Origin of the sequence: Mycolicibacterium chlorophenolicum, assembly GCF_001044235.1 — a bacterium.
Classification (GTDB): domain Bacteria; phylum Actinomycetota; class Actinomycetes; order Mycobacteriales; family Mycobacteriaceae; genus Mycobacterium; species Mycobacterium chlorophenolicum.
In genome coordinates this window covers 104,440-128,964 of sequence record NZ_JYNL01000010.1, presented here as the reverse complement: position 1 = coordinate 128,964, position 24,525 = coordinate 104,440, and the positions used below count along the sequence as shown (strand labels likewise).

General features: G+C 71.1%; 23 protein-coding genes and 1 pseudogene. 10 read left to right on the top strand and 14 right to left on the bottom strand.

Features of this window, described 5'->3' with window-relative positions:
- The first annotated feature begins 54 nt into the window (after positions 1–54).
- Together MCHLDSM_RS34930 and MCHLDSM_RS06040 are read left to right on the top strand one after the other, a co-directional pair.
- On the top strand, positions 55–1,041 hold the full coding sequence (locus tag MCHLDSM_RS34930; protein WP_131722603.1) for a hypothetical protein: 987 nt from the start codon (positions 55–57) through the stop codon (positions 1,039–1,041).
- A gap of 36 nt (positions 1,042–1,077) precedes the next feature.
- On the top strand, positions 1,078–2,247 hold the full coding sequence (locus MCHLDSM_RS06040) for an acyl-CoA dehydrogenase family protein (RefSeq protein WP_048469328.1): 1,170 nt from the start codon (positions 1,078–1,080) through the stop codon (positions 2,245–2,247).
- Between the two features lie 10 nt (positions 2,248–2,257).
- On the opposite strand, the gene MCHLDSM_RS06035 is transcribed toward MCHLDSM_RS06040, so the two are convergent.
- Complete coding sequence (locus MCHLDSM_RS06035) at positions 2,258–3,535, bottom strand: HNH endonuclease signature motif containing protein (RefSeq protein WP_048469327.1); 1,278 nt, start codon at positions 3,533–3,535, stop codon at positions 2,258–2,260.
- A 225-nt stretch (positions 3,536–3,760) separates the two neighbouring features.
- Here MCHLDSM_RS06035 and MCHLDSM_RS06030 point away from each other — a divergent pair, with 225 nt between their 5' ends.
- The gene (locus MCHLDSM_RS06030) at positions 3,761–4,036 is read left to right on the top strand and encodes a DUF3303 domain-containing protein (protein WP_048469326.1); all 276 of its coding nucleotides are present in this window, start codon (positions 3,761–3,763) and stop codon (positions 4,034–4,036) included.
- 7 nt (positions 4,037–4,043) lie between these two features.
- Here MCHLDSM_RS06030 and MCHLDSM_RS06025 read toward each other — a convergent pair whose 3' ends face one another.
- From MCHLDSM_RS06025 to MCHLDSM_RS06005, 5 genes are all read right to left on the bottom strand, one after another.
- A complete protein-coding gene (locus MCHLDSM_RS06025; RefSeq protein WP_082168759.1) occupies positions 4,044–4,694 on the bottom strand; it encodes a class I SAM-dependent methyltransferase in 651 nt (216 codons plus the stop codon).
- Positions 4,695–4,696: 2 nt separating this feature from the next.
- Positions 4,697–5,044: a DUF732 domain-containing protein gene (locus MCHLDSM_RS06020; RefSeq protein ID WP_048469325.1), complete on the bottom strand. Its 348-nt coding sequence runs from the start codon at positions 5,042–5,044 to the stop codon at positions 4,697–4,699.
- The gene (locus MCHLDSM_RS06015) at positions 5,041–7,941 is read right to left on the bottom strand and encodes an MMPL/RND family transporter (protein WP_048469324.1); all 2,901 of its coding nucleotides are present in this window, start codon (positions 7,939–7,941) and stop codon (positions 5,041–5,043) included. Before MCHLDSM_RS06015 ends, MCHLDSM_RS06020 begins: the two co-directional genes overlap by 4 nt.
- The gene (locus MCHLDSM_RS06010; RefSeq protein ID WP_048469323.1) at positions 7,938–8,366 is read right to left on the bottom strand and encodes an MmpS family transport accessory protein; all 429 of its coding nucleotides are present in this window, start codon (positions 8,364–8,366) and stop codon (positions 7,938–7,940) included. The genes MCHLDSM_RS06015 and MCHLDSM_RS06010 overlap by 4 nt, the downstream gene beginning before the upstream one ends.
- A gap of 207 nt (positions 8,367–8,573) precedes the next feature.
- Positions 8,574–8,978 carry an Rv0313 family protein gene (locus MCHLDSM_RS06005; protein ID WP_048469322.1) on the bottom strand — a complete coding sequence of 135 codons (405 nt, stop codon included), beginning with the start codon at positions 8,976–8,978 and terminating at the stop codon, positions 8,574–8,576.
- A gap of 107 nt (positions 8,979–9,085) precedes the next feature.
- On the opposite strand from MCHLDSM_RS06005, the gene MCHLDSM_RS06000 reads away from it, so the two are divergent.
- Together MCHLDSM_RS06000 and MCHLDSM_RS05995 are read left to right on the top strand one after the other, a co-directional pair.
- On the top strand, positions 9,086–9,892 hold the full coding sequence (locus MCHLDSM_RS06000; protein ID WP_048469321.1) for a nuclear transport factor 2 family protein: 807 nt from the start codon (positions 9,086–9,088) through the stop codon (positions 9,890–9,892).
- 59 nt (positions 9,893–9,951) lie between these two features.
- The gene (locus MCHLDSM_RS05995) at positions 9,952–10,530 is read left to right on the top strand and encodes a hypothetical protein (RefSeq protein ID WP_048469320.1); all 579 of its coding nucleotides are present in this window, start codon (positions 9,952–9,954) and stop codon (positions 10,528–10,530) included.
- Between the two features lie 13 nt (positions 10,531–10,543).
- On the opposite strand, the gene MCHLDSM_RS05990 is transcribed toward MCHLDSM_RS05995, so the two are convergent.
- Both MCHLDSM_RS05990 and MCHLDSM_RS05985 read right to left on the bottom strand, forming a co-directional pair.
- Positions 10,544–11,317: an SGNH/GDSL hydrolase family protein gene (locus MCHLDSM_RS05990; RefSeq protein ID WP_048469319.1), complete on the bottom strand. Its 774-nt coding sequence runs from the start codon at positions 11,315–11,317 to the stop codon at positions 10,544–10,546.
- 10 nt (positions 11,318–11,327) lie between these two features.
- Positions 11,328–12,140, bottom strand: coding sequence for a hypothetical protein (locus MCHLDSM_RS05985; protein ID WP_048469318.1), 813 nt, complete (start codon positions 12,138–12,140; stop codon positions 11,328–11,330).
- A 33-nt stretch (positions 12,141–12,173) separates the two neighbouring features.
- On the opposite strand from MCHLDSM_RS05985, the gene MCHLDSM_RS05980 reads away from it, so the two are divergent.
- Complete coding sequence (locus MCHLDSM_RS05980) at positions 12,174–12,659, top strand: NUDIX hydrolase (RefSeq protein WP_048469317.1); 486 nt, start codon at positions 12,174–12,176, stop codon at positions 12,657–12,659.
- A gap of 22 nt (positions 12,660–12,681) precedes the next feature.
- Here the strand turns inward: MCHLDSM_RS05980 and MCHLDSM_RS39080 are convergent.
- The 5 genes and pseudogenes from MCHLDSM_RS39080 to malQ form a co-directional block, all read right to left on the bottom strand.
- Positions 12,682–13,062, bottom strand: a pseudogene (locus tag MCHLDSM_RS39080) (nuclear transport factor 2 family protein); the annotation flags it as partial.
- A gap of 53 nt (positions 13,063–13,115) precedes the next feature.
- Positions 13,116–14,219 (bottom strand): PDR/VanB family oxidoreductase, encoded by a 1,104-nt coding sequence (locus MCHLDSM_RS05975; RefSeq protein WP_048469316.1) that lies wholly within the window; start codon positions 14,217–14,219, stop codon positions 13,116–13,118.
- Positions 14,219–15,118, bottom strand: coding sequence for a metal-dependent hydrolase (locus MCHLDSM_RS05970; protein ID WP_048469315.1), 900 nt, complete (start codon positions 15,116–15,118; stop codon positions 14,219–14,221). Before MCHLDSM_RS05970 ends, MCHLDSM_RS05975 begins: the two co-directional genes overlap by 1 nt.
- A gap of 63 nt (positions 15,119–15,181) precedes the next feature.
- Positions 15,182–15,655, bottom strand: coding sequence for a hypothetical protein (locus MCHLDSM_RS05965; RefSeq protein WP_048469314.1), 474 nt, complete (start codon positions 15,653–15,655; stop codon positions 15,182–15,184).
- A gap of 103 nt (positions 15,656–15,758) precedes the next feature.
- Positions 15,759–17,909: a 4-alpha-glucanotransferase gene (gene malQ / locus MCHLDSM_RS05960; RefSeq protein WP_048469313.1), complete on the bottom strand. Its 2,151-nt coding sequence runs from the start codon at positions 17,907–17,909 to the stop codon at positions 15,759–15,761.
- A 73-nt stretch (positions 17,910–17,982) separates the two neighbouring features.
- On the opposite strand from malQ, the gene MCHLDSM_RS05955 reads away from it, so the two are divergent.
- Complete coding sequence (locus tag MCHLDSM_RS05955) at positions 17,983–19,167, top strand: MFS transporter (RefSeq protein ID WP_048469312.1); 1,185 nt, start codon at positions 17,983–17,985, stop codon at positions 19,165–19,167.
- Between the two features lie 3 nt (positions 19,168–19,170).
- On the opposite strand, the gene MCHLDSM_RS05950 is transcribed toward MCHLDSM_RS05955, so the two are convergent.
- Entirely contained in the window at positions 19,171–20,439 is a 1,269-nt protein-coding gene (locus MCHLDSM_RS05950) for an acyl-CoA dehydrogenase family protein (RefSeq protein WP_048469311.1), read from the bottom strand.
- Positions 20,440–20,582: 143 nt separating this feature from the next.
- Here MCHLDSM_RS05950 and MCHLDSM_RS05945 point away from each other — a divergent pair, with 143 nt between their 5' ends.
- The 3 genes from MCHLDSM_RS05945 to MCHLDSM_RS05935 are packed head-to-tail and all read left to right on the top strand — an operon-like array spanning position 20,583 to position 24,519.
- Positions 20,583–22,154 carry a carboxylesterase/lipase family protein gene (locus MCHLDSM_RS05945; protein ID WP_048469310.1) on the top strand — a complete coding sequence of 524 codons (1,572 nt, stop codon included), beginning with the start codon at positions 20,583–20,585 and terminating at the stop codon, positions 22,152–22,154.
- Positions 22,155–22,199: 45 nt separating this feature from the next.
- Positions 22,200–23,102: a sterol desaturase family protein gene (locus MCHLDSM_RS05940; RefSeq protein ID WP_048469383.1), complete on the top strand. Its 903-nt coding sequence runs from the start codon at positions 22,200–22,202 to the stop codon at positions 23,100–23,102.
- 10 nt (positions 23,103–23,112) lie between these two features.
- Positions 23,113–24,519 (top strand): NAD(P)/FAD-dependent oxidoreductase, encoded by a 1,407-nt coding sequence (locus tag MCHLDSM_RS05935; protein WP_048469309.1) that lies wholly within the window; start codon positions 23,113–23,115, stop codon positions 24,517–24,519.
- The last annotated feature ends 6 nt before the right edge of the window (positions 24,520–24,525 follow it).

Here is a 24,525-nt window from a genome sequence, read left to right as displayed (position 1 = left end):
GGTCACAGCTCGCCCGATGAATCACAGACACCGGCTTCGACCGAAGGAGATGCCGTGGGCGCAGTGCTGGGGTTGTCGTTGACCGCGACCGAGGTGGTCTGGGCGCTGGTGGACGAGGCAGCGCGCACCGTCGCCGATCACGACGCGGTCGAGTGGGACGCCGACCCCGCCACCGCGGCGGCCGCCGCACGCGGCGCACATGCCCTGGCCCGGGCCTGCGGGCTCGACGTCGAGCGGGTGCGCCTGGTCTGGACCCCCGACGCCCAGGCACACGGCCAGCGGCTGCTGTCACATCTGGGCTCGCTCGGCATCGACGCCGAGGCGGTCCCGCTGACGTGCGCGACCCGCGTGCTCGTCGACCCCGGGCAGTGCGACATGCCCCCGCTGGTGGCCCTCGCCTACGGCGCGGCGCTGGCCGAGGTGGATCCGGCCGAGGCGCTCACCGTCCCGCTGCCGCGGCAGACCCCCGCCCGGCGCCCGCGCCGGCCCGCCCGCGTGCTGGCGGCCGCACTCGGGGTGGCCGCGGCCGCCGCGGTGGGTGCGGTGTTCCTGACCGCGGGTTCGGTACCGCAGGTCGAGCCGGCTGCCAGTGCGGTCGTCCCGCCCGCCGGCGCCGACCCCGGCTGGGTGAGCGTCACCGCGCCGGCCGACGGCACGACGAAGCAGCAGCGCAAGGTCGTCACCGAATCCAGCGAGCCTGCGACCGGATACGTGCAGTACGCCGCGCCGGTCAAGGCCGCCCCGGTCTCCGCCCCGATTCCCGAGGCGATCCCGGCGGCCGCACCGGCGCCGGAGGCGGTGCCGGCACCTGAGGCCGTGACCGTTCCAGAGGCCGCGCCCGGTCCCGAGACTGCTCCCGTTCCCGAAGTCGCGCCTGTTCCTGCGGGCGCCCCCGAGCCGCACCTGCCGGCCAGCGACCAGCAGCACCTCCCCGGCGCGGAGCCGGTGGTCGCGCCGCTGCCCGGCCCGGACGCCGAGACGCCGCAGCTGCCCGACACCCAGATGACAGTTCCGGTGAATCTGTTCACTGCGCTGCCCTGACCCGCTACCGTCGAGGCCGTGACAGCGGTCCCGCAGATGGCTCGTGATCAGGTGGTCGGACTGGCCCGCGACATGCGCGACGTGGTGCGCGCGCACGCCGCCGAGTCCGAGGCTCTTCGCACGCTGGCCCCCGGCATCGTCGACGCGATGTGGTCGACGGGCCTGATGTCGTCCTTCAACCCCGCTCCGGCGGGCGGCACGGAACCGTCCTTCGCCGAGATGATCGACACCTGGATCGAAATGGCTTGGCAAGACGGTTCTTTCGGCTGGATCGGGATCGCCAACATGCCGTCCTCGTTCGCGGCCGCCACCTACTTGCCCGACGACGGCTTCGACGAGGTCTTCACCGCGCACGACAACCACGTCACGATGGGCGGACAGTTCTTCCCCAACGGGCAGGGCGTCGCCGTCGAGGGCGGCTACCGGCTCACCGGATCGTGGAGCTTCGGGTCGGGCACCGGGCACGCCGAGTACGTCGCGGCGGGATTCCTGCCGATGGTCGACGGGGAGATGCAGTGGGTCAGCGAGGGGGTGCCCGACATGCAGGTCGCGATCGTGCCCCGCGCCGAGGTCGAGTTCCTCGACGGCTGGCACGTGCAGGGCCTCAGGGGCACCGGCTCCTACGACTATGCGATCCATGACGTGTTCGTCCCGCACCGGCGCACGTTCGCGCTGTTCACCCGTGAACCGCGGCGGGGGAGCTCGCCCGCGACCCGGATGGGCATGATGCCGGTGACCGCGGCGGGTCATGCCGCGTGGGCGCTCGGGGTGGCCAAGAGCATGCTCGACGACGTCGCCGAGCTCGCGGCCACCAAGTTCCGGATGAGCGACATGGCCTCGCTGGCCTCCCGGCCCACCTTCCAGAAGGGCCTCGCTCACCATGTCGCGGGATGGCGGGCGGCACGGCTGCTGGTGCTCGACGCCTTCGGCTCGGCGGAGGCCGCCGTCGCCGCCGGCGACGACCTGACCCCGACGATGCGGGCCGACATGCGGGTCGCGGCGGTGTTCGCCACCGACACCGCCCGCACGTGCGCCGAATGGGCGCATCTGGCGGCGGGTACGACGTCGATCCGCGAGGGCAGCCGGCTCGAGCGCGCGTTCCGCGACATCTACACCGGCACCCAGCATGCCTTCATCAGCGAGAAGGTGGCGATCGACGCGGCCCAGGTCTGGCTGGGCATCGTCGACGACCAATTCGGCCTCTAGCCTTCGCCTTTCACCCTCCGCGGGCGGGCGGTGGCTTGGGTTCGAACGGTTGGTACCACCACCACTGGGCGCGTTCCCCGGTGGGCCCGGAGCACGGAGGGACGTCGGGTGGGGGTTGGGTCGGCGGCCGGGCCAGGGATGCCGACGTCATGGGTCGGCCGGCGTGGTCGGTGACGACGAGGTGGTCGGCGGGCCCACTGATCGTGATGAGCCCGCGGTGGTGGGCTCGGTGGTGATACGGGCAGACCAGGGCGAGGTTGGCCAGTTCGGTCAGGCCGCCGTCCTCCCAGTGCTTCAGATGATGGGCGTGCAGGCCGCGGGTGGCCCCACAGCCGGGCACCACGCAGGTCCGATCTCGATGCTCAAGAGCCCGACGCAGCCGTCGGTTGACGGTGCGGGTGGATCGGCCCGCTCCGATGGTGCGGCCGTCGCGCTCGAACCACACCTCGCACGTCGCGTCACAGGTCAGGTAGCGCCGGTCCGCGTCGGTGAGCAGCGGGCCCAGGTGCAGCGACGCGACCCGATCTTTGACGTCGACGTGCACGACGACGGTGGTGCGCTGCCCGTGCGGGCGGGCGGTGGCCTCGGCGTCCCACCCCGCGTGCACCAACCGTAGAAAGGCGTCCGCGGTGCTGGGCATCGGCGCAGAGGTGTTGCCCGCCTGCTGTTTCCAGTCGGCGAACAGTGCGTCCCGGTGCGACTGCAGCGCCGCCTCGAACGCCGCAGCCTCGACGTGGGGGAGCCGGATGTGCCAGTGGGTGTACTGCTCGTCGGAGGTCGTCGTGATCGAGGGTTCCGGGCCAGGAGCCGCTGCGGGCTTGGGCTCCGACTCATCGTCGGGCTCCGGGTCCGGCGCGGGCTCAGGTTCCGGCTTGGGTTTCGGTGCCAGGTTGAGCGCGGTGCGCAACTGCGCCACCGTGGCGCTGGCGGCCAACTGCGCGTAGTGCTCGTCCGAGCCGTCGGCCGCCCGCTGGGCGATGACGCCGACCTGATCCAGCGACAGCCGGCCTTCCCGCAACCCGGCCACACACTGCGGGAACTCGTCGAGCCGATTCGCCACCGCGGCAATGGTTTCCGCCCGCGACGGGGACACCCCGGTCTTCCATGCCACCAGATGCGCCGCCGACCTGGCTCCGGTGATGCCGCGCAACTCGTCGCGCTCGATCTCCGCCACGATCTCCACGATCCGCCCGTCGATCGCATTGCGCTGCCCGGTCAGCTCCGCCAACTCCTCGAACAGCGAGTCGATGCGCTCCGAGGGCGAAGCGACACGGGCGGTGGGGGACATGACTCCACCCTCACCGAGCGGACCGACAGATCGCCCGCGCCGAGCCCACGCCTGGGGATGGATCCGGCTTTGGGGATGAATCTGAGATCGCGTGCATCGTCGACGGGGCGCGGCGTCGGCGGCCAGGCGGGACCTTGGGCCCTACTCTCGGAGATTCATGATCAATAACGTCGAACACGTTTCGGGTCAACGGAGGTCATCAGCAACATACTGAAGGAGTCGATCATGAAGTTCTTGATGTCATGGACACTGCCGCACGGCGACGCCTATCGGGCAGCAGTCAAGAGATTTCTCGAGACCGGCGGCTCTCCTCCCGCCGGCGCTCAATTGATCGGTCGCTGGCATGGCTGTGATGGCAAGGGCTTCGCCATCGCAGAAAGCGATGACCCGAAAGCCATCTTCCATTGGATGGCGCAGTGGTACGAATTCATGGACATCGAAGCCACCCCTCTCGTCGACGACGCAGACGGAGGGGCTGTACTCCAGTCGCTCTACGGTTGACGACGAATCAGGCTGTGGGGGTGGGTTTCACGCCGATCGTGATGAGGTCGGACAGCACCTGCGTCCACAGCGGACGCCGCACCCGGTGCTGATCCTCCACGGTGAAGCCGGCGGCGGTGAACATCGCGCGCATCGTCGCCGGGGACGGGGCGTCGTAGGCCGGCAACCGCACTGCCGCCAGCATCTGCTCGGGCACATACCGGCGCGGGCTCAGCGTCGCCACCGCGGCGATGCCCCCGGGCGCCAGCACGCGGTGGAACTCGCGCAGCGCCGCTGGCTGGTTGAACCAGTGGAACGCCGACGTGCTGACCACCGCGTCGAGGCTGCCGTCGTCGAACGGCAGCGCCTCGGCCGGCGAGGTCAGCCACGACACCGCCGTCGACCGCTGCGCGGCCTGCGCCAGCATCCCCTCGGACAGGTCGACCCCGTACACCGCTTCGGGGTGCACCTCGCGGGCGATGCGGTCAGCGAGAATGCCTGTGCCGCAACCGATATCGGCGACGCGCCGAGACCCGTGCGCGGTGAGTGCGGCGATCACCTCGTCCTGGGCCGGGCGGTACACCCAGCGCTGGACGACCGCGGTGTCGTAGACCGGAGCCGCGAGGCTCCAGAAGCCGGTGACCGCCTCGTTGAACCGCCTGCGGGTGGCGGACGGCACGGTCAGCCGGCCGGGCGGTTGGCCGCCGCCTCGAGGATCGGCAGCTTCTCGGGGCAGTAGGTGCGCAGACCGGCGGCGACGAACTGGTACGCCTGGTCGGTCGTGGTGCCCTTCTGCAACTGGTTGTGCACGAAGTTCGCGGTGGCGAACACATCGGGGTCCACCCCGGTGTACACCCGCTTGCACATGATCTTGCCGATCCAGGCGTTGTAGTCCTTCTGGCCGTAGATCCCGTAGACGTGCAGCTCGTTGGCGAAATCGGTGTCCGGGTCGGCCACCGCGGGTGCGGCGGTGCCCAGCGCACCCACCGTCATGGCCGCCGCGGCGATCCCCATCAGAATCCGCTTCATGCTCTCACTCCCTCTGCCGGATCGGACTGTAGACCACCGGGCCGCGGCCACGGCTCCGGAACGGGCCGCCTGCGCACCCGCTGCGGCCACCAGAACCACGGGCCCATCAGCGCGGCGATCGACGGTGTCATGAACGCGCGGATCACGAGCGTGTCGAACAGCAGACCCAGACCGATCGTCGTACCGACCTGCCCGATCACGGTCAGCTCGCTGACCGCCATCGACATCATCGTAAGCGCGAACACCAGACCCGCGGCCGTGACGACCGAACCGCTGCCGCCCATCGCGCGGATGATGCCGGTGCCGATGCCGGCGTGGATCTCCTCCTTGAGGCGCGACACCAGCAGCAGGTTGTAGTCCGCGCCGACCGCCAGCAGGATGATCACCGCCATCGCGAGCACCATCCAGTGCAGCGGCTGGCCCAGGATGTGCTGCCAGAACAGCACCGACAGGCCGAACGACGCGCCCAGCGACATCACCACCGTGCCCACGATGACGGCCGAGGCCACGACGGCCCGGGTCAGGATCAGCATGATGATGAAGATCAGCCCCAGCGCGGCGATACCGGCGATCAGCAGGTCGTAGTTGTTGCCTTCCTGCATGTCGGCATACGTGGCCGCGGTGCCGCCGAGGTAGATCTTCGCGCCCTCCAGCGGGGTGCCCTTGATCGCCTCCTTGGCCGCGTTCTTGATCTTGTCGATGCGGGCGATGCCGTCGGCGGTCAGCGGGTCGCCCTCGTGGGCGATGATGAACCGCACTGACTTGCCGTCGGGGGACAGGAACTGCTCCAGCCCGCGCTGAAAGTCCTTGTTGTCGAAGATCTCTGGCGGCAGATAGAACGAATCGTCGTTCATGGAGTTGTCGAACGCGTCCCCCATGGCGTCCGAGTCCTCCTGCATGGCCGCCATCTGGTCCTGCTGACCCTTCTGAGTCTGATACATCGTCAGCATCATCGTCTTCATGGTCTTCATCGTGGAGATCATCTCGGGCATGAGCGCGACCATCTGCGGCATCAGGCTGTCGAGGCGTTTCATCTCCGGGATGATCTGCTTGAAGTCGTCGGTCATCACGTTGATGCCGTCGAGGGTGTCGAACACCGACCGGATCGCCCAGCAGACCGGGATGTCGTAGCAGTGCGGTTCCCAGTAGAAGTAGTTGCGGATCGGCCGGAAGAAGTCGTCGAAGTTGGCGATGCTGTCCCGCAGCGCCTCGATGTCGACGACCATCGCGTCCATCTTCGTCACCATCGCGTGGGTGATCTCCGACATCTGCTTGGTCAGGCCGGCCATCTTCTCCATCGTGGCGATGGTCTTGTCCATCTCACCGGCCTGCACCAGCATGTCGGCCATCCGGTCCTGCATGTACTTCTCGTTGAGCCGCTGGGTGGTGCCCTGCATGCTCATCTGGAACGGGATCGACGTGTGCTTGATCGGCTTGCCGTCGGGACGGGTGATGGCCTGCACGCGCGCGATGCCCTCGACCCGGAACAGGGCCTTGGCGATCTTGTCGATCACCAGGAAGTCCGCCGAGTTGCGCATGTCGTGGTCGCTCTCGACCATCAGCAGTTCCGGGTTCATCCGGGCCTGCGAGAAGTGCCGGTCGGCGACGGCGTAACCCTCGTTGGCCGGCAGGTCGGCCGGCAGGTAGTTCCGGTCGTTGTAGTTGGTCTGGTAGCCGGGCAGCGTCAGCAGGCCGACCAGCGACAGCGCGATGGTGCCCACCAGGATCGGCCCGGGCCAGCGGACGATCGCGGCGCCGATCTTGCGCCACCCGCGAATTCGCATCGCGCGCTTGGGTTCCAGCAGTCCGAAGCGGGTGGCCAGCGAGATGATCGCCACCATCAGCACCACGCCGGCGAGTACCACCACGACCATGCCGATCGCCAGCGGCACACCGAGGGTCTGGAAGTACGGCAGCCGGGTGAAGCTCAGGCAGAACGTCGCACCCGCGATCGTCAGACCCGAACCCAGCACGACGTGCGCGGTGCCGTGGAACATCGTGTAGAACGCGGACTCTTTGTCCTCACCGAGACTGCGCGCCTCTTGATAGCGGCCGATCAGGAAGATCGCGTAGTCGGTCGCCGCGGCGATGGCCAACGTCACCAGCAGGTTCGTGGCGAACGTCGAGAGCCCGATGATCTCGTGGTAGCCCAGGAACGCGACCATTCCGCGCGCGGTGGCCAGCGACAGCACCACCATGACCAGCGTGATCAACACCGTGACGATCGAGCGGTAGACCAGCAGCAGCATGATGATGATGACCGTGAACGTCGCCGCCTCGATGAGCGTCATGCTGCGGTCGCTGGCGATGTGCTGGTCGGCGGCCAGCGCGGCCGGACCGGTGACGAACGCCTTCACGCCGGGCGGCGGCGGCACGCTCTCGACGATCTTCTGGACGGCCTCCACCGACTCGTTGGCCAGCGTCTCGCCCTGGTTGCCGGCGAGCTTCACCTGGACGTAGGCGGCCTTGCCGTCGTTGCTGGTGGAGCCGGCGGCGGTGAGCGGATCGCTCCAGAAGTCCTGCACCGACTGCACATGGGTGTCGTCGGTCTCGAGTTTCTTGACCAGCTGGTCGTACCAGGCGTGCGCGTCGTCGCCGAGGGGTTTGTCGCCCTCGAAGACGATCATCACCGAGCTGTCGGAGTCACCCTCCTTGAAGGCCTCACCGACCTTCTTCATCGAGATCAGCGACGGCGCGTCGTCCGGGCTCATCGACACCGCGCGCATCTGGCCCACGGTCTCCAACTGCGGGACCACCGTGTTGAGGATGACGATCACCGCGATCCAGCCCAGCACGATCGGCAAGGCCAGCGTGCGGATCAGCCGGGGGATGATCGGCCGGGGCGGGCGAGGGGGCGGGGGAGCGTCAGGGGCAGCGTCTCGGACCGGCGCGCTCATGCCGACTTCACGAAGCAGAAGGTCTGGGCATTGAGCCCGTCGGTCGTACGCTCGTCCTTGAGCTCGTCGTCGACGAGGATCCGGCAGGTGATCGAGCTGCCGTCACCCTGGGCGACGATGTTCGGGGCCGCGGACGGCTCGGTGGTGCTCAGCGTCAGGGACCACGGAAGCGCGGCGTTGTCGACCCGCTGCGGCTTGGCGTCCAGGTCGAGATAGTTGATGTCGGCGTAGCTGCCGGTGCCGGTGATCTCGTAGCGGACCACCTTCGGGTCGAACGGCTCGGGCAGATCGGCGAAGTTGCGCGGTGTCTCGATGATGCCCTCGGAACCGAAGAAGGTCCGGATCCGCGACACGGTCAGCCCGGCGACCACCACGACGAACACGATGAGCAGCGGCAGCCACACCTTCCTGGCGACCTTGATCACGACGCGTGTCTCCCCACGTGCCCCTGACGTTTGCCGCGCAATCTGACCCCTGGCCTCGTGTCCGCTGTTTGGCTGATCTTAACTTAGCCCGTATAAGTTCTCACTCGGCGACAGATTAGCTCAAGTGAATGTGGCGCTGCTAACTGCTTTCCCGGCGGTGCGGGCCACGTCACGGAATGGCCGGGGTGACGTTGGACGCCGGAGCGCCTACTCGGCGGTCGTGCCCTGGCCCGATTCGGTGCTGCTCTGGCCGGCGTCGAGCACGCTGACCGCGATGCCGTAGGGCAGGAACCGGACGCGGCGCGTGGCGTCCGTGTTGTTCTTGTTCGCGCGCAGCGCGTCCAGCTCGGTGGGGAACACCTGCTCGATGTGCGCGCCGCCGGACTCGTCGACGGTGTAGATCGTCCACACCCCGTCGCCGGTCTCCCCGGTGGTCTCCGGGCGGCGCGGCCGGCCGCCGCGGGCCAGGTCGTCGAAGAGCACCGACCACCCGGCGCGCTCGCCCGAGGTCGTCATGAACTTGCCGAGCGCGTCGCGCAACCCCTCCCCGGCTTCACGCACCACACGGTCGAAATCCTCGGGATCGAAGCCGAAAGGCCCGTTACCGCTCATGGCGTTCCTCCTTGCGAAGCTGTGCCCGCAGCACAGCGGATGACACCAGTGTGCCCGCGGCGGCGGGTGCAGTCGACTCCCTGCCGCCCGAGGTGGTAGGCAACCGTATGCCCTTCACGCGCGCCGACGTGCTCTCGGCCGCCCGGCGCTCCCTCGCCGCGGCGTCCGCACACGACCGCGACGGGTGGGTCGGGCTGTTCACCGTCGACGGGCGGGTGGAGGACCCGGTCGGTTCCGCGCCCCACCGCGGCCGCGTGGCCATCGGGCATTTCTTCGACACGTTCATCGGGCCCCGCGAGATCAGCCACCGTTCCGAGGCCGACATCGTCGTCGGCGCCACCGTGATCCGGGACCTCACCCTGGAGATCCGGATGGCTTCGGCGCTGACGATGGAGGTGCCCACCTTCATCCGCTACGACGTGAAGGACACCGCGGAGGGCCTCCGGATCGCGGCGCTGTCGGCGTACTGGGAACTGCCCGCGATGATCCGTCGCTTCCTGCGCGGTGGCGTCGCCGCGGCGCCGGCCGGGCTGGCGCTGGGCCGGGCGATGATCACCCATCAGGGCGTCGCCGGCAGCCTGGGCTTCCTGCGCGGGTTCGCCGGCACCGGCACCGGCGCCGCCGGGGTGTTCGCCCGGCTCCTCGACGACGCGTGCGGGGGCGACGAGGTCGGTGTCCGGCGGCTCACCGGCGACGTGCCGATCACCGCCGGCGACGACGAGCCCCGCAGCGCGTCGGATCTGCTGCGGCTGCTCGGGGGCGGGCAGTGGGACAAGCTGATCCGCTCCGGACGGTCGGTCGCCGCGAGGGTCCAGCGCGACGAGGGGCGCTGCGTCGTGATCGGCGAGGTCGGCCGGCGTGGTGAGGACCGCGCCGCGCTGACGCGGCTGCGGGTCTTCGGGGAGATCGCTTAGCTGCCGGGACGGCCGGGTTGTCGCGCCCGGCACCGGGAACGTGAGAACGTAGCAGGACCATGGACACCACTGGCCGCGCTCCGGACGCATACATGAGCTACGAAGAGTTCGGCCGGCGGTTCTTCGAGGTCGCGGTGACCGAGGAGCGGGTGGGCGACGCGATCGGTCAGATCGCCGGCGAGGCGTTCGAGATGGGTCCGATCGCCCAGGGGCCCGGCAAGCTGGCGAAGGTGACGGCCAAGGTGCGGATCATGCCGCCGCGGGTGAACCGGCGGGTGGCCGACGAGATCACGTTCGCGATCCGGATACCGCTGGAGATCGACATGGTCGTCGACCTGCGGATCGACAAACCGAAGTTCATGGTGTTCGGTGAGATCTCGCTGCGCGCGGTGGCCCGGGCCGCCGAACCGCTGCTGCTCATCATCGACGTCGAGAAGCCGCGGGCCGCCGACATCGCGATCCATGTGACGTCGAAGTCGTTGCGCGCCGAGGTCGTGCGCATCATCGGCGGCGTGGACGCCGAGATCAAACGGTTCATCGCCGCGCATGTCGCCGGGGAGATCGAGAGCCCGGCGTCGCAGAAAGCCAAGGTCATCGACGTCGCGACGGAACTCGACGCGACGTGGACGGGCATCTGAGCGGATCAGCCCGCTACGTCGGTGAGCAGTCGGTGAGCACCGGCCGGCGCGGCGCCCGCGCGTCACCGACCGACCGCCCGCGCAGGTGATCCCACAGCCACGGCATCAGCATGTTCTGCGTCCACAGCAGCTGCGAGTAGGTCCGCGAGCGCAGCGACGGCGGCCGCGCCTGCGGGTCCGCGGTGGCCCAGGCGTGGCTGCTGCCCGGCAGGCCGAGCGCTTCGGCCGCGGCCTCGGCGAACAGCATGTGCCCCCGCGGCGAACCGTGCACCCGGTCCGGGCTCCAGGTGTCCGGCTGCGTCATCGACGGCGCCGTGTAGAGGTCCACCAGCGCGAAGCCGTGCCGCCGGGCGGCGGACCGGATCTCCTCGTTGATCGCGAGCACCCGCCGGCCCAGCACCCGCCCGATCGGCAGGATCCGGGCCAGGTCGGGGAACGTCGTGGTCACCACGGTGGCACCGGAATCCGCCAGCCGGGAATGCAGCTCGTCGAGCTGGCCGAGCGCCTGCTCGAAACCGCGGCCGGGCCGGGTCATGTCGTTCATGCCGATGCACACGGTGATCAGGTCCGCACCCATCGCCAGCGCGTGGGGCAGCTGTGCGTCGAGGACATCGCGGATCTGGTTCCCGCGCACGGCCAGGTTGGCGTACTGCAGCCCGGGGGACAGCGCGTCGAGTCTCTCGGCGAGACGGTCGGCGAAACCCCGCAGACCGGAGGTGTCGTCGCCGTCCCACAGGCCCTCGGTCTGGCTGTCGCCGAGCGCGACGTAGCGGGCGTAGGAAGCCACGCAGGGGACTCTAACGCGAACGGCCCAGCCGGGTCAGGTTGAGCGCCACGCCGACGCTGAGCTGGGTGATGATGTCCTCCAAGCGTTTCCGGTCCAGCTCGGTGCGCCACTGGGGCAGCGTGCCGGACACCCGCACCACCCCCGGCGCGAACTCCACCCGGGTCAGGGTCAGGCCGTGCGCCAACTCGGGCAGCCGCACCGGGTAGGCCGGGGTGCGGGCCGGCAGCCGCCAGCGGGTGGTCCCGACGGCCACCGTGTGGGCCTGCAACCACAGCGTCGACCCGTCGACGCGGGCGTCGATCTCGAGGTGCCCCAGTCGCGGGCGCCGGGCGAACCGGATGCGCGCCACCCCGTCGGCCCCGACGTCGCCGGCCAGCCGCGGCGCAGCGCGGCCGAACAGCTCGTCGAGCACCGGCGTCGGCACCTCCAGCGTGAGGTCCACCGGGGCGGCCACCAGCACCGGGGGCGCTCCGGGCCGGACGTGGACGTTGTGCAGCACCACCGTGGCGGTATCGAAAACACTTGTCCGCCAACGAATGTCACCGGCCACCAGGCGGACGTCGTTGAGCTGGCCGACCGACAGGCCCCGCATGTCGAGACGGGAGTCGAACCGGGCCACCGTCAACGTCAGATCGCCGTCGTCCAGGCGCACCGTCAGGCGCCTGCCGACGACCAGGCGGCGCACGGTCACGAACAGGGCCCGGTAGGCAGCCGCGGCACTGCTGTTGACCGGCACCATCGCGGTGGCCGACCACAGCGAGGTGAGCATGTCGAGCGGCCGGAACGGGTCGAACCGGCGCACGGACCGCGCGGGACGGGTCATCACGGTCCATCCTCGCACGGGTTATCGTCGCGCATGCCCACGCTCAGCGCCGGCCTGCTGCTCTACCGCGGCGACGGCACCGGTCTCGAAGTCCTCATCGGGCATCCCGGCGGCCCGTTCTGGGCACGCAAAGACGAAGGCGCGTGGTCGATTCCGAAAGGCGAGTACGCCGAGGGGGAGGACCCGTGGGAGGCGGCGCGGCGGGAGTTCACCGAGGAGATCGGCACCCCGCCGCCCGAGGGGCCGCGCATCGACTTCGCGCCGCTGCGCCAACCGAGTGGCAAGATCATCACCGCGTTCGCCGTGCGCGGTGACCTCGACGTCTCCGGCGCCGTCAGCAACACGTTCACGATGGAGTGGCCGCCGCGGTCGGGCCGGCTCAAGGAGTTCCCGGAGATCGACCGGGTGGCGTGGTTCGATCTGGAGGCGGCTCGCGCCAAGCTGCTGAAGGGCCAGCGCCCGCTGCTGGACCACCTGGTGCTCGCAACCGGCGGATCGGACGCGTCTCGATCGCGTTGACGGTCAGCGCCCGGCCGTTGATGCGCCACCCGGACCGGGTCCTCAGATACTCGTCGTCGTAGCGCAGATGCCACACCACGTCGGTGTCACCCGTCCAGTGGTGCGCGATGCAGGTGATGCGGCCGAGCGCGTGATCGGGATGCCGCCCGGGGGCGTACACCTCGCCGACGATCGCATGCTCGGTCCGGGTGACCGCGGTCAGCGCCGCCAGCGCGGTGCGCACGCCGTCGTGACCGTGGTGCACGTGCACCGGCTCGAGGATGTCCGGCGGCGCCGGCAGGTGGAATTCGGCTGTCGCGGTGAACAATTCGGGCACGCCGTCGAACCGGCGGTCGTCCACCGCCGATGCGTAGAGGTGCACCAGGTCGGCCAGCGCCAGCCGGTCGGCCACCGCGAGGGTCATGGCAGCGATGTCGCGCCCGGAGCCAACGGCATCACCGGATCCTACCGGCGTGCCTACAGATCCAGAGTCAGACGCGAGGTGCCGGCGGCCCGGGACACGCAGGTCAGCATCTGGCCGGCGGCGCGTTCGGGATCGGTGAGCAGCGTGTCGCGGTGCTCGACCGCACCGTCGAGCACCCGGATGCGGCACGTCCCGCAGAACCCCTGCTGGCACGAGTACGGCGCCGGCACCCCGGCCCTCCGCAGGGCGGCCAGCAGCGTCTCGTCGGCGGCCACGGCGACCGGCGCGCCGGTCGAGGCCACGGTCACCTCGAACGCCCGGCCGTCGACCACCGGCGGCGCGGCGAAGCGCTCGAAGTGCAGTTCGACGTCGTCGCGCTCGACCAGCGCCGCCCGCACCGCGCTCAGCATCGGCGCCGGACCGCACGCATACACCGCGGTGCCCGTCGGACAGTCGCCGAGAAGGTCTGCCGCAGTGGGTAACCCGAACTCGTCATCGGTGCGGATCTGGACGGCGGAGCCGTGCGCCGTCACCTCGTCGAGGTACGGCAGGCTGTCGCGGCTGCGGCCGGTGTAGATCATCGACCAGTCCACACCGAGGCGGCGGGCGGCCCGCAGCATCGGCAGGACCGGGGTGATCCCGATGCCGCCGGCGATGAAGCGGAACCGCCGCGTCGGGGATCCGTGACCGGGCACCGTCAGCGGGAACGCGTTGCGCGGGCCGTGGGTGTCCACGACAGCGCCCTCGGTGAGCGCGCCGTGCACCTCGACCGATCCACCGCCGCCGGCGGGGATGCGCCGCACCGCGATCCGGTAGACGTCGGCGTCCGAGGGATCACCGCACAGCGAGTACTGCCGGACCAGACCGCTGGGCAGGTGCAGGTCCAGGTGAGCGCCGGGATACCAGCGGGGCAGCGAACCGCCGCCGACCGCGGTCAGCGTCAGCTCCACGACGTCCTGGTCGCGGGCCACGACGCGGCGCCGCAGCACGCTCAGCGCGATCGTGTCGTCGCGGCGCGCGGGCGGGGAGATCCGGCGGCGCGCCGAGGCGGCGAACAGCCCGGAGATGCCGGCGCCGGCCAGCGCCAGCACCGGGTCGTGCCGGGTACGTCCCGACGCGCTCGGCGGGGTCTGCCGGTAGTACGGCAGCAGCCGCATCACAGGTGCGCGGCGCGCGCCGCGGGCGAGGTGGCCAGATAGGCCACCGCCTGGGCGGTGGAGCCGAACTGCTCGGGGGAGTACCGGGGCCGGAAGTAGGTCAGCGTGCCCGACCCGAACAGCTGGCGGTAGCGCGGCAGCAGGCCCAGCTTCGAGTCGCGCATCCGCATCCGGTTGAACTCCCACCAGCCGACGTCGACGGCCGGGTCGTTCTTGACCAGGTACCAGGCGGTGCGCTGGAAGAACACGAACAGCATCGTGGCCGACAGCGTCATCGCCCGGATCCTCGCGAGGTAGCTGTCGTGGAAGTACGTGGCGACGTCGTGGGCGACGCTGCGGTGCTCGACCTCCTCGCTGCCGTGCCAGCGGAACAGGTCGGTCAGCGTGGGGTCGGCGCCGTGCTCGTCCCACGAGCAGTTCAGCGCGAAGTCGCCCATCACTGCGGTGTAGTGCTCGATCGCGGCGATCAGCCACAGCCGGTCGCACAGGTGGTTCATCCGCCGGGTGGGGTCGGGGGAGTCCAGCGGGGCCAGCACCCGGGAGAAGACATGCTCCACCTGGGCGAGGATCGGGGCCGGATCGACGCCGCGCTCGACCATGAAGTCGTGCAGGATCGCGTCGTGCACATCGGCGTGGGTGGCCTCCTGGCCGATGAACCCGCGGATGTCGTCGGCCAGCTTCGGATCCTGCACCATCGGCAGTGCTTCGTTGAAGGTCTGTACGAACCAGCGTTCGCCGGCGGGCAGGACCAGGTTCAGCACACTGACGACGTGGGAGGCGACGGGGTGGTCGGGAATCCAGTGCAACGGCACATCGGTGACGTCGAACGCCACCTTGCGGGCCTGGATCTGCACGGGGCCCGGATCGATCTCGTCGGCGAAACGGCGCGGTCGCAGCATGACGGGGAGTCTACGACGCCCGACCCGGTTAGTGGGAACGCTGGTCCCGGATAGCTGGGGGTGTCAGCCGGCGGGCAGCGGCTGACCGGGGATCGCCGGTCCGCCGGCGATCTGCGGCGGTGCGCCGGCGATCGGCGCGCCCGCACCCGGGGCGCCGGCGATCGGCACGACCGGCGTGGGGGTGACCGTGGTGATGCCGTTGGCGCCGACGGTGGGCCCGCCGGTGGGGCCCTGGGCCTTGATCTGGTCGGCGGCGGCCTGCGTGCAGTCCAGCGACAGCAGCATGCGTCCGCCGCTGGTGACCTTCTGCTGGTCGACCAGGCAGGCCGACTGCGGCAGCACGCTGCCACGGGAACCGCCGAAGTAGGCCTTGATGCCCTGGCTCTTGAGGATGGCCAGCGCGCGGCCGTACTGCTCGCCGGTGACGTTGTACGGGCTGGGCGCCCCGGCCGGCTGGGACAGCGCAGCACCGGCCCCGACCAGGGCGATTGTTCCGGCGGCCACCAGGCCACCGCTGAACACGACGAGCTTTCTCACGACAACTCTCTCCTCGGGTCGGCGACGCGGTGCGAACATATCGCAGCGGTGACGAATGTGAAACCGCTGCGCAGCCCCGCGGCGTTACATCGCCGGTCGCGGGTCAGCCCGCGACGGGCTTGACCGCCGCGCGCATCACCTCGCACAGCGCGGCCGTCCGGGGATCGTCGAACACGTCGTCGAGCAGCACCGCCCGCCCGTCGGGACCGGCCAGCGGAACCCGCCAGTTGGGGTATTCATCGGTGGTTCCCGGCTGGTTCTGGGTGCGCGTCTCCCCGACGGCGTCGGCCAGCGACATCGCCAGCAGGCGCGACGGCGTGCGGCCCAGATACCGGTGCAGGGCCCGCACGACCTCCTCGGGGTCGGGGTCGGTCTCGCTGTCGGGCAGCAGCCCGGCCCGGCGCAGCTCGCTCATCCAGGCCCGCTGGTGGGCGCGGTCGGTCGCCAGTTCCTCGGCGGCGGGCCGGGCCAGCAGACCCAGCTCGTCGCGCAGCCGGACGTGCTCCCCGGCCAGATAGCCGGCGGTCGGCGGCAGGTCGTGGGTGGTGACCGCCGACAGCGCGGTCTCCCGCCACCGCTCGGCGGGCAGCGGCGCACCGTCGTGGTCGGCTTCGAACCACAGGATCGAGGTGCCGAACAGACCGCGCTCGTGGAGATAGTCGCGCACCCAGCGCTCGACGGTGCCGAGGTCCTCACCGACGACCAGAGCGCCGGCCCGGTGCGCCTCCAGCGCGACGATGCCGATCATCGCCTCGTGGTCGTAGCGGACGTAGGTGCCCTCGGTCGGGAGCGCGCCCTTCGGGATCCACCACAGCCGGAACAACCCGATGATGTGGTCGATGCGCACGCCGCCCGCATGCCGCACCGCCGCCTGCACGAGCGCCCGGAACGGCTCGTAGGCGGTCTCGGCGAGCCGGTCGGGGCGCCACGGCGGCTGGGACCAGTCCTGGCCGAGCTGGTTGAACTCGTCGGGCGGGGCGCCGGCGGTGACCCCGAGCGCCAGCGTGTCCTGCAGCGCCCAGGCGTCCGCGCCGTCGGGATCCACGCCGACCGCGAGGTCGGCCATGATGCCGAGCTCCATGCCCGCCGACAACGCGGTGGCCTGTGCGGCGGTCAGCTGCTCGTCGAGCAGCCACTGCAGCCAGCGATGGAAGTCCACCTCGGCGGCGTGGGCGGCGGCGAACTCGGCGACCGCCGGACTGCGCGGATGCTGCAGCCCCGCCGGCCACCCGTGCCAGTCGGAGCCGTGATGTTCGGCCAGTGCACACCACGTCGCGAAGTCGTCGAGGCTGCGGCCCTCGCGCCGGCAGTAGGCCTGGTAGGCGATCTCGCGGCCGGCCGAGAACTCGACCAGGTAGATGCTCTCCAGCGCAGCGCGTTTGGCCTTCCACACCCCGTCGCGATCGATGCGTTTCGAGCGGGCGGCCTTCGCCTGCACCTGCGCGCGGGCCTTGCGGATCCGCCCGCGGTGGCGCAGGTAGGCGTATTCGGGCACCGCCTCGACCCGCAGATAGAGCGGGTTGACGAAGCGGCGCGAGGTCGGCAGGTAGGGCGAGGGCTCCATCGGGGCCGTGGGAGCCGCCGCGTGCAGCGGGTTGACCAGCACGAACCCGGCGCCGTGCCGGGCCGCGGACCACACCGCCAGATCGGTCAGATCCGCCAGATCGCCCACGCCCCAGGACTTCTGCGACCGCACGCTGTAGAGCTGGGTGGACAGTCCCCATGCCCGGCTCTGACCCAGCCGCGCGGGCGGCGCGATCCGCGCCGGGGACACGATCACCGTCGTCGCCGCGTCGAACGAGCCGACCTGCAGGTGCAGCCGGTGATAGCCGACCGGCAGATCGGCGGGCAGCTCGAAGGTCGCCTCGCCGATCAGTCGGCCGTCCAGATCGTAAGGGGGACTGTTGTTCTCGAGCTGGCGCAGCCCGGTGCGCACGCTGCCGTCCTCCAGTCGCAGCCACAGCCCCACCGGGTCGCCGTGCGTCACGTGCACCCAGAACGGGGTGGCGGCCCCGGTGCGGGCGACGATCGCGGGGGGCACAGACCGCGCCCAGTGGGCGCGCTCGTGCGCGGTGAGCGCCTCGGCGCGCTGCTCCTCGGTCGCCGCCGGCACCCCGAGCGCGGCGAGGACCGCGATCAGCGTGGCGGCAGGCACCGTGATCCGCCGGCCGCCGGTCCAGTCGTCGTACTCGGTGGCCACGCCGTACCGGGCGGCGAGATCGATCAGCGACGCGGTGCGCTCCTGCTCGGACATGGCGCAATCTTGCCCTCACCGCCGGTGCCGCGTCGCGTCGACGGTGTCGACGGCCCGGTAGGGTCGGTGCACCATGCCGCCACACCCGCTCGACGGCGGCGAGGCGCGCGACCGGCGGGCCCGTGTCGCGATCGGCGCCGTCTTCCTCACCAACGGTGCGCTGTTCGCCAATCTGCTGCCCCGGCTGCCGGAGATCAAGACCGACCTGGGGCTGTCCAACGCGATGCTCGGCGGTGCGGTCGCGTCGTTCTCCGCGGGCGCGCTGATCGCCGGGCCGACGGCCGCCGCGCTGATCCGGCGGTTCGACTCCGCGCGGGTGTCGCTGGCCACCACCGTGGTGCTCGCCCTGTTCATCGTGATCGCCGCGTCGGCGCCCGCGCCGCTGATCCTCGGTGTCGCGCTGTTCCTCGCCGGCGCCGCGGACGCCATCACCGACGTCGCCCAGAACGTCAACGCCCTACGGCTGCAACGACAGTACGGCCGGTCGATCATCAACTCGCTGCACGCGGTGTGGGCGGTGGGCGCCGTCACGGGCGGCCTGATGGCGGCCGCCGCCATCGCCGCGCACGTACCGCGAGCGATTCACCTCGGCGGCTCCGCGGTGCTGTTCTGCGCCGTCGCCGCCGCGGCCTACCCGTTCCTGCTGCACGGGCCCGACCACGACGACCATCCGGCGCGCCGGGACGGGGCCGCGCCCGCGGGCGCCGCGGTGTATCTGACGCTGCTGGCGCTGGTCGGGATCGCGATCGCCGGCGCCACCGTCGAGGACGCCGGAAGCTCCTGGGCGACGCTGTATCTGCGGGACAGCCTCGGCGCGCCCGGGCCGGTCGCCGCGCTGGGCTACGTCGCGCTGGTGGGGTGCATGTGCGTGGGACGGCTCATCGGGGACCGGCTCGTCGACCGGTTCGGTGAGCGGGCCGTGGCACGCGCCGGCGGCGTCGTCACCGCGGCCGGAATGGCTGCGGCGCTGGCGTTTCCGTCGGTGCCCGGCAGCATCGCGGGCTTCGCCGCGGCCGGTCTGGGGGTGGCCACCGCGGTGCCCGCCGCGATGCGTGCCGCCGACGAGCTGCCGGGCCTGCGTGCCGGCACCGGGCTGACGATCCTGACCTGGCTGATGCGGGTCGGCTTCCTCGGGGCGCCCCTGGTCGTGGGGGTGGTGGCCGATGCGGCGAGTCTGCGAGTGGGGCTGCTCAGCGTGGTGGTCGCCGGGGTGAGCCTGATCGCGTTGAGCGGGGTGCTGGCCGGCCGGCGCCGGTAGCCGTCAGTACACCAGCCCGAGCCGCGGCGGACGGGTGCCGTGCAGCGTGTGGTTGCCCAGGTGCACGTATTTCCACCGGGCCGGATCGTGCAGCGAGTGCACCCGCACGTTGCGCCAGTGCCGGTCCAGGTTGACCGCACCGTCGGTGGCCGAGGTGCCCGCCAACTCGAAGATGCCCCCGGCGATCTCGACGCCGTCCTGCTGGGCCAGCGCCTTGGCCGCCGCGACGGTCAGAGACGCCTCGGCGGCGGCGTCGCGGGTCATCTCCGGCGCGGCGAGCGCCTCGTCGATCAGGGCGGTGCCCCGCGCCAGCAGCGCCTCCAGCACGTAGAGCCGCGCGGTGAGCTCGCCGAACCGCCGCACGATGTGCGGCTCCTCGTCGGCGCGGTCGATGCCGGCGTCGAGCGCCTCCTTCCACGGCCGCGAGCGGGTGCGGACGAACTCCGCGCCGTCCTCGAGGGCAGCCCGCGCGATGCCGATGTCGATCGCGGCGTGCAGCGCCTGATCGAAGGCGCCCGCCACGCTGGGCGGCGCGTCGACCGGGTGCGGCGGCGGGCCCTCGTCGATGACCAGGTCGGCGGGGACGGTCACGTCGCGCAGCGTCACCCGGCCGCTGCGGGTGCCGCGCTGCCCGAACGCCGACCACTCGTCCAGATCCAGCGTGACGCCGGGTGGGTCGGGCCGCACGAACAGCGTGGCGGTGTCTCCCGAATCCCGGTCGGCGATCCGCGCCGACACCGCGATCCACGCCGCGCCGAGCGCGCCCGTCGCGTAGTACTTGGTGCCGTTGGCCACCCAGTCGCCGTCGCGGCGGGTCACCGTGGTGCGGCGGTCCAGCGCGTGGGCGGTGCCCCGCTCGGCGGTCGCGTTGCCGAGCTGGGCGCCGGCGAGCAGATCGGCGAAGATCCGCGGCGCCGGCTGCCGGTCGCCCAGTCCGGCGATGTTGTGGGCGATGACGTAGTGCGCCAGCAGCAGCTGCCCGACGGCTCCGTCGGCGCGCGAGAGCCGGCGCAGCACCTCGACGACCGTGGACGCCGGCAGCCCGGGACCGCCGTGCTCCGCCGGAACGGAGATGCCCAGCAGCCCGGCCTCGGCGACCAGGCGCAGCTGCGGGATCAGCACGGCGTCGGCGCGCTCCCGTTCGGCGCTGCCGGGTGAGATCGCGGCGGCGACCCGGTCGGCGGCGGCCAGGGCGTCGCGCGGCGTGGACAGCACCGGCGGTGTGGTGTCGGTCGACCCGCCGGGGGTCGGGGCGAGGATGTCGGCGGTCATGGCGGCACCGTAGGGAGGGGCGGCGCGGCGCGGGAGAGTTGTGAGCAGCGAGAATCTTTGTCGTGCCGCGCCGTCGGGGCGATCTCGGCGGAGCACGCCGCTGGTACAGTTACGTACCGGCTGTCGATCGAAGGAGATCAGCGATGACCGCGGAGGCGACGACCCGCAGCAATGCGGACGGACGGCCAATTGTGGACACCACCTACGGGCCTGTCCGCGGCGCCGACGACGGGGTGGTCGCCTCGTGGAAAGCGGTCCGCTACGCTGCCGCGCCGGTCGGTGACCTGCGCTGGCGGGCGCCACAGGCGCCGACCCCGTGGACCGAACCGTTCGACGCCACCCGCGTGGGCCCGGTGTGCCCGCAGCCCACCGATCCGCGCATCCCCATCGACCTCGGCGCCCCGCAGGGCGAGGACTTCCTGCGCCTCAACGTGTGGGCGCCGTCGGGTACCGAAGCCGGTGCCGGCAAGCCGGTGATGGTGTGGGTGCACGGCGGCGCCTACATCCTCGGGTCGGCCAGCCAGCCGCTCTACCACGGCCGACGGCTGGCCGCCGACGGCGACGTCATCGTGGTGACGGTCAACTACCGGCTCGGCGCACTGGGCTTCCTCGAGCTGGCCACCCTGGGTGCCGACTCCGAGCGGTTCGCCACCAACCTCGGCCTGCGCGACGTGCTCGCCGCGCTGGAGTGGGTGCGCGACAACATCGCCGCCTTCGGCGGTGACCCCGGCCAGGTCACGCTCTTCGGCGAATCGGCCGGCGCCGGCGTGGTGACCACGCTGCTCGGCAGCCCGGCGGCCAAGGGCCTGTTCCACGCCGCGATCGCCCAGAGCTCCCCGGTGACGTCGTCCTACGACGCGGAGCCGGCCAGCCGGATCGCCGCCCGCTTCCTCGAGGTCGTCGGGGTGGGCCGCGACGAGCTGTCACGACTGGCGGACGTGCCGATCGAGGCGATCGTCGCCGCGTCGCGCACCGTGTTCGACGAGGTGCCGGTGCACACCCCCGGCCGGCTGGCGTTCGCGCCGATCGTCGACCGCGACATCATCCCCGACTATCCCGTGCGGTTGGCGCGGGCCGGCCAGACGCATCCGGTGCCGCTGATCATCGGCACCAACCGCAACGAGGCGGCCCTGTTCCGCTACATGAAGTCGCCGCTGATGCCGATCAAGCCGGAGTCCATCCGGGCGATGTTCGCCGAGATCGCGGCCGAGCAGCCGGAGCTCTCCCTGCCCGCGCAGCGCGAGCTCGAGGGGATCTACCGGGGCCGCCGCAAGGGCAAGGGGCTGGGCCTGGCCGGTGACCTCGGCTTCCGGATGCCGTCGATCTGGTTCGCCGACGGTCACCGCACCTCCGCGCCGGTGTATCTGTACCGCTTCGACTTCGCCACCCCGATGCTGCGGCTGCTGCGCCTGCACGCCGCGCACGCCACCGAGTTGCCGTTCGTCTGGGGCAATCTCGGTGCGGTACGCCGGGATCCGATGTTCGCCCTCGGCGGCCGCGCGGCCGGCGAACAGGTGTCGCGCCGGGTGCGCGCACGCTGGACGAACTTCGCGCGCGGCGGGGTGCCGACGGGGCCGGCCGGCGAACCGCAGTGGCGTCCCTACGGCGCCGACGACCGCGCCACGCTGGTCATCGACCGGCAGGACTCCGTGATCGACGACCTCGACGGGCCGGTACGGCGCGCCTGGGGCGACGACATCCTGAGCTTCCGGTAGGAGCGGGGGAGCGACGTGGACTTCCTGGACGTGCTGCCCCCGCAGATGCGCGACCCGGTGCTGTTCGCGATCCCGTTCTTCCTGCTGCTGCTGATCCTCGAGTGGACCGCAGCCCGCAAGCTCGAACACGTTGTGGCGCAGAGACGGTCACCGGAACCGGGGCGGCCCGCCGCCGGCGCGTACCTGACGCGTGACTCCTGGGCCAGCATCTCGATGGGGCTGGTGTCGGTCGCGACGATGGGCGCGTGGAAGTTCCTGGCGCTGCTGGGCTACGCGGCGATCTACACCTATCTGGCGCCGTGGCACCTGTCGGCCACCCAGTGGTACACGTGGGTGATCGCGCTCGTCGGGGTGGATCTGCTGTTCTACTGCTACCACCGCATCGCCCACCGCGTCCGGCTGATCTGGGCCACCCACCAGGCCCACCATTCCAGCCAGTACTTCAACTTCGCGACCGCGCTGCGCCAGAAATGGAACAACAGCGGCGAGATCCTGATGTGGATCCCGTTGCCGCTGTTGGGCGTTCCGCCGTGGATGGTGTTCTTCAGCTTCTCGGTCAGCCTCGTCTACCAGTTCTGGATCCACACCGAGCGCATCGGCACGCTGCCGCGGGCCGTCGAGTTCGTGTTCAACACCCCCTCGCATCACCGGGTGCACCACGGCATGGACCAGATCTACCTCGACAAGAACTACGGCGGCATCCTGATCATCTGGGACCGGCTGTTCGGCACCTTCCAGCCCGAGGTGTTCCGGCCGCACTACGGGCTGACCAAACCGGTGAACACGTTCAACATCTGGCGCCTGCAGACGCGCGAGTACGTCGCGATCGGCCGCGACGTGCGCGCCGCGCGGCGGTTCCGGGACAAACTCGGCTACGTCTTCGGCCCGCCCGGCTGGGAACCCGCGAGTGTGGCCGGCAGCGAGACCACAGCGCATGTCACGCCGTAGTCTGCGCGGTGTGGAGACCGTCTTCGATGCCCCAGTCGACCCCGCGCTGATCGACCGGTCGCTGTCCGGCAGCACGCTGGGCTCGGTCTGGCTGGACACGCCCCGGCCGGACTACCCGCCGCCGTCGGGTCCCGTCACCGCCGACCTGCTGGTCATCGGCGGCGGCTACACCGGGCTGTGGAGTGCGCTGCATGCCGCACGCCGCCATCCCGACCGGCGGGTGATCCTGATCGAGGCCGACCGCATCGGCTGGGCCGCGTCCGGGCGCAACGGTGGATTCGTCGACGCCAGCCTGACCCACGGCTACGACAACGGGAAGTCCCGCTGGCCAGACGAGATGGACACCCTCGAAGCACTGGGCATGGAGAACCTCGACGGCATGGCCGCCGAGATCGCCGAGCTCGGCCTCGACGTCGAATGGCAGCGCACCGGCATGCTGACCGTGGCCACCGAGCAGCATCAGGTGGCCTGGCTGGCCGAGGCCGCCGCCGACAAGCACGGCGAGTTCTTCGACACCGCGCGGGTGCGCGAGGAGGTGCACTCACCGACCTATCTGGCCGGGCTGTTCAGCGCCGACGACTGCGCGATCGTCAACCCGGCGAAGCTGGCGCTCGAGCTCGCCCGGGCCTGCCGGGAGGCGGGCGTGGAGATCTTCGAGCACACGACGGCCCGCGGGATCGACTCGGGTGGCGCGTCGATCCGGGTGCACACCGACGGCCCGACGCTGACGTGCCGGCAGATCGTGTTGGCCACCAACGTGTTTCCCAGCCTGCTGCGCCGCAACCGGCTCTACACGGTGCCGGTCTACGACTACGTCCTGGCCACCGAACCGCTGACCGACGCCCAGCTGGACCGCATCGGGTGGCGCAACCGCCAGGGCATCGGCGACTCCGCCAACCAGTTCCACTACTACCGGCTGTCGATGGACAACCGGATCGTGTGGGGCGGCTACGACGCGGTGTACCACTTCGGCCGACGGGTCACGTCCGCCTACGAGGACCGCACCGCGAGCTACCGGCGGCTGGCCGCCCACTTCTTCCTGACCTTCCCCGCCCTCGACGACGTGCGCTTCACCCACCGGTGGGCCGGCCCGATCGACACCAACACCCGGTTCTGCGCGCACTGGGGGCTGGCGCGGGAAGGCCGCGTCGCCTACGTCAACGGGTTCACCGGCCTGGGCGTCGGCGCCACCCGGTTCGCCGCCGACGTCTGCCTGGATCTGCTGGACGGCGTCTCCACCCCGCGCACCCGGCTGGAGATGGTGCGCCGCAAGCCGCTGCCGTTCCCGCCCGAGCCGCTGGCCAGCGCCGGGATCCAGGCCACCCGGTGGTCGCTGGACCGGGCCGACCACAACGCGGGGCGCCGCAACCTGCTGCTGCGCGCCCTCGACGCCGCGGGCCTGGGCTTCGATTCTTGAGACGAA

What these genes read in the sequence shown, in the direction of transcription:
- MCHLDSM_RS06040 (WP_048469328.1), top strand. Translation starts at nt 1,078, where the DNA reads ATGGCTCGTGATCAGGTGGTCGGACTGGCCCGCGACATGCGCGACGTG.
- MCHLDSM_RS06035 (WP_048469327.1), bottom strand. Translation starts at nt 3,535, where the DNA reads ATGTCCCCCACCGCCCGTGTCGCTTCGCCCTCGGAGCGCATCGACTCG.
- MCHLDSM_RS06030 (WP_048469326.1), top strand. Translation starts at nt 3,761, where the DNA reads ATGAAGTTCTTGATGTCATGGACACTGCCGCACGGCGACGCCTATCGG.
- MCHLDSM_RS06020 (WP_048469325.1), bottom strand. Translation starts at nt 5,044, where the DNA reads ATGAAGCGGATTCTGATGGGGATCGCCGCGGCGGCCATGACGGTGGGT.
- MCHLDSM_RS06015 (WP_048469324.1), bottom strand. Translation starts at nt 7,941, where the DNA reads ATGAGCGCGCCGGTCCGAGACGCTGCCCCTGACGCTCCCCCGCCCCCT.
- MCHLDSM_RS06005 (WP_048469322.1), bottom strand. Translation starts at nt 8,978, where the DNA reads ATGAGCGGTAACGGGCCTTTCGGCTTCGATCCCGAGGATTTCGACCGT.
- MCHLDSM_RS06000 (WP_048469321.1), top strand. Translation starts at nt 9,086, where the DNA reads ATGCCCTTCACGCGCGCCGACGTGCTCTCGGCCGCCCGGCGCTCCCTC.
- MCHLDSM_RS05995 (WP_048469320.1), top strand. Translation starts at nt 9,952, where the DNA reads ATGGACACCACTGGCCGCGCTCCGGACGCATACATGAGCTACGAAGAG.
- MCHLDSM_RS05985 (WP_048469318.1), bottom strand. Translation starts at nt 12,140, where the DNA reads ATGACCCGTCCCGCGCGGTCCGTGCGCCGGTTCGACCCGTTCCGGCCG.
- MCHLDSM_RS05980 (WP_048469317.1), top strand. Translation starts at nt 12,174, where the DNA reads ATGCCCACGCTCAGCGCCGGCCTGCTGCTCTACCGCGGCGACGGCACC.
- MCHLDSM_RS05975 (WP_048469316.1), bottom strand. Translation starts at nt 14,219, where the DNA reads ATGCGGCTGCTGCCGTACTACCGGCAGACCCCGCCGAGCGCGTCGGGA.
- MCHLDSM_RS05970 (WP_048469315.1), bottom strand. Translation starts at nt 15,118, where the DNA reads ATGCTGCGACCGCGCCGTTTCGCCGACGAGATCGATCCGGGCCCCGTG.
- malQ (WP_048469313.1), bottom strand. Translation starts at nt 17,909, where the DNA reads ATGTCCGAGCAGGAGCGCACCGCGTCGCTGATCGATCTCGCCGCCCGG.
- MCHLDSM_RS05955 (WP_048469312.1), top strand. Translation starts at nt 17,983, where the DNA reads ATGCCGCCACACCCGCTCGACGGCGGCGAGGCGCGCGACCGGCGGGCC.
- MCHLDSM_RS05950 (WP_048469311.1), bottom strand. Translation starts at nt 20,439, where the DNA reads ATGACCGCCGACATCCTCGCCCCGACCCCCGGCGGGTCGACCGACACC.
- MCHLDSM_RS05945 (WP_048469310.1), top strand. Translation starts at nt 20,583, where the DNA reads ATGACCGCGGAGGCGACGACCCGCAGCAATGCGGACGGACGGCCAATT.
- MCHLDSM_RS05940 (WP_048469383.1), top strand. Translation starts at nt 22,200, where the DNA reads ATGCGCGACCCGGTGCTGTTCGCGATCCCGTTCTTCCTGCTGCTGCTG.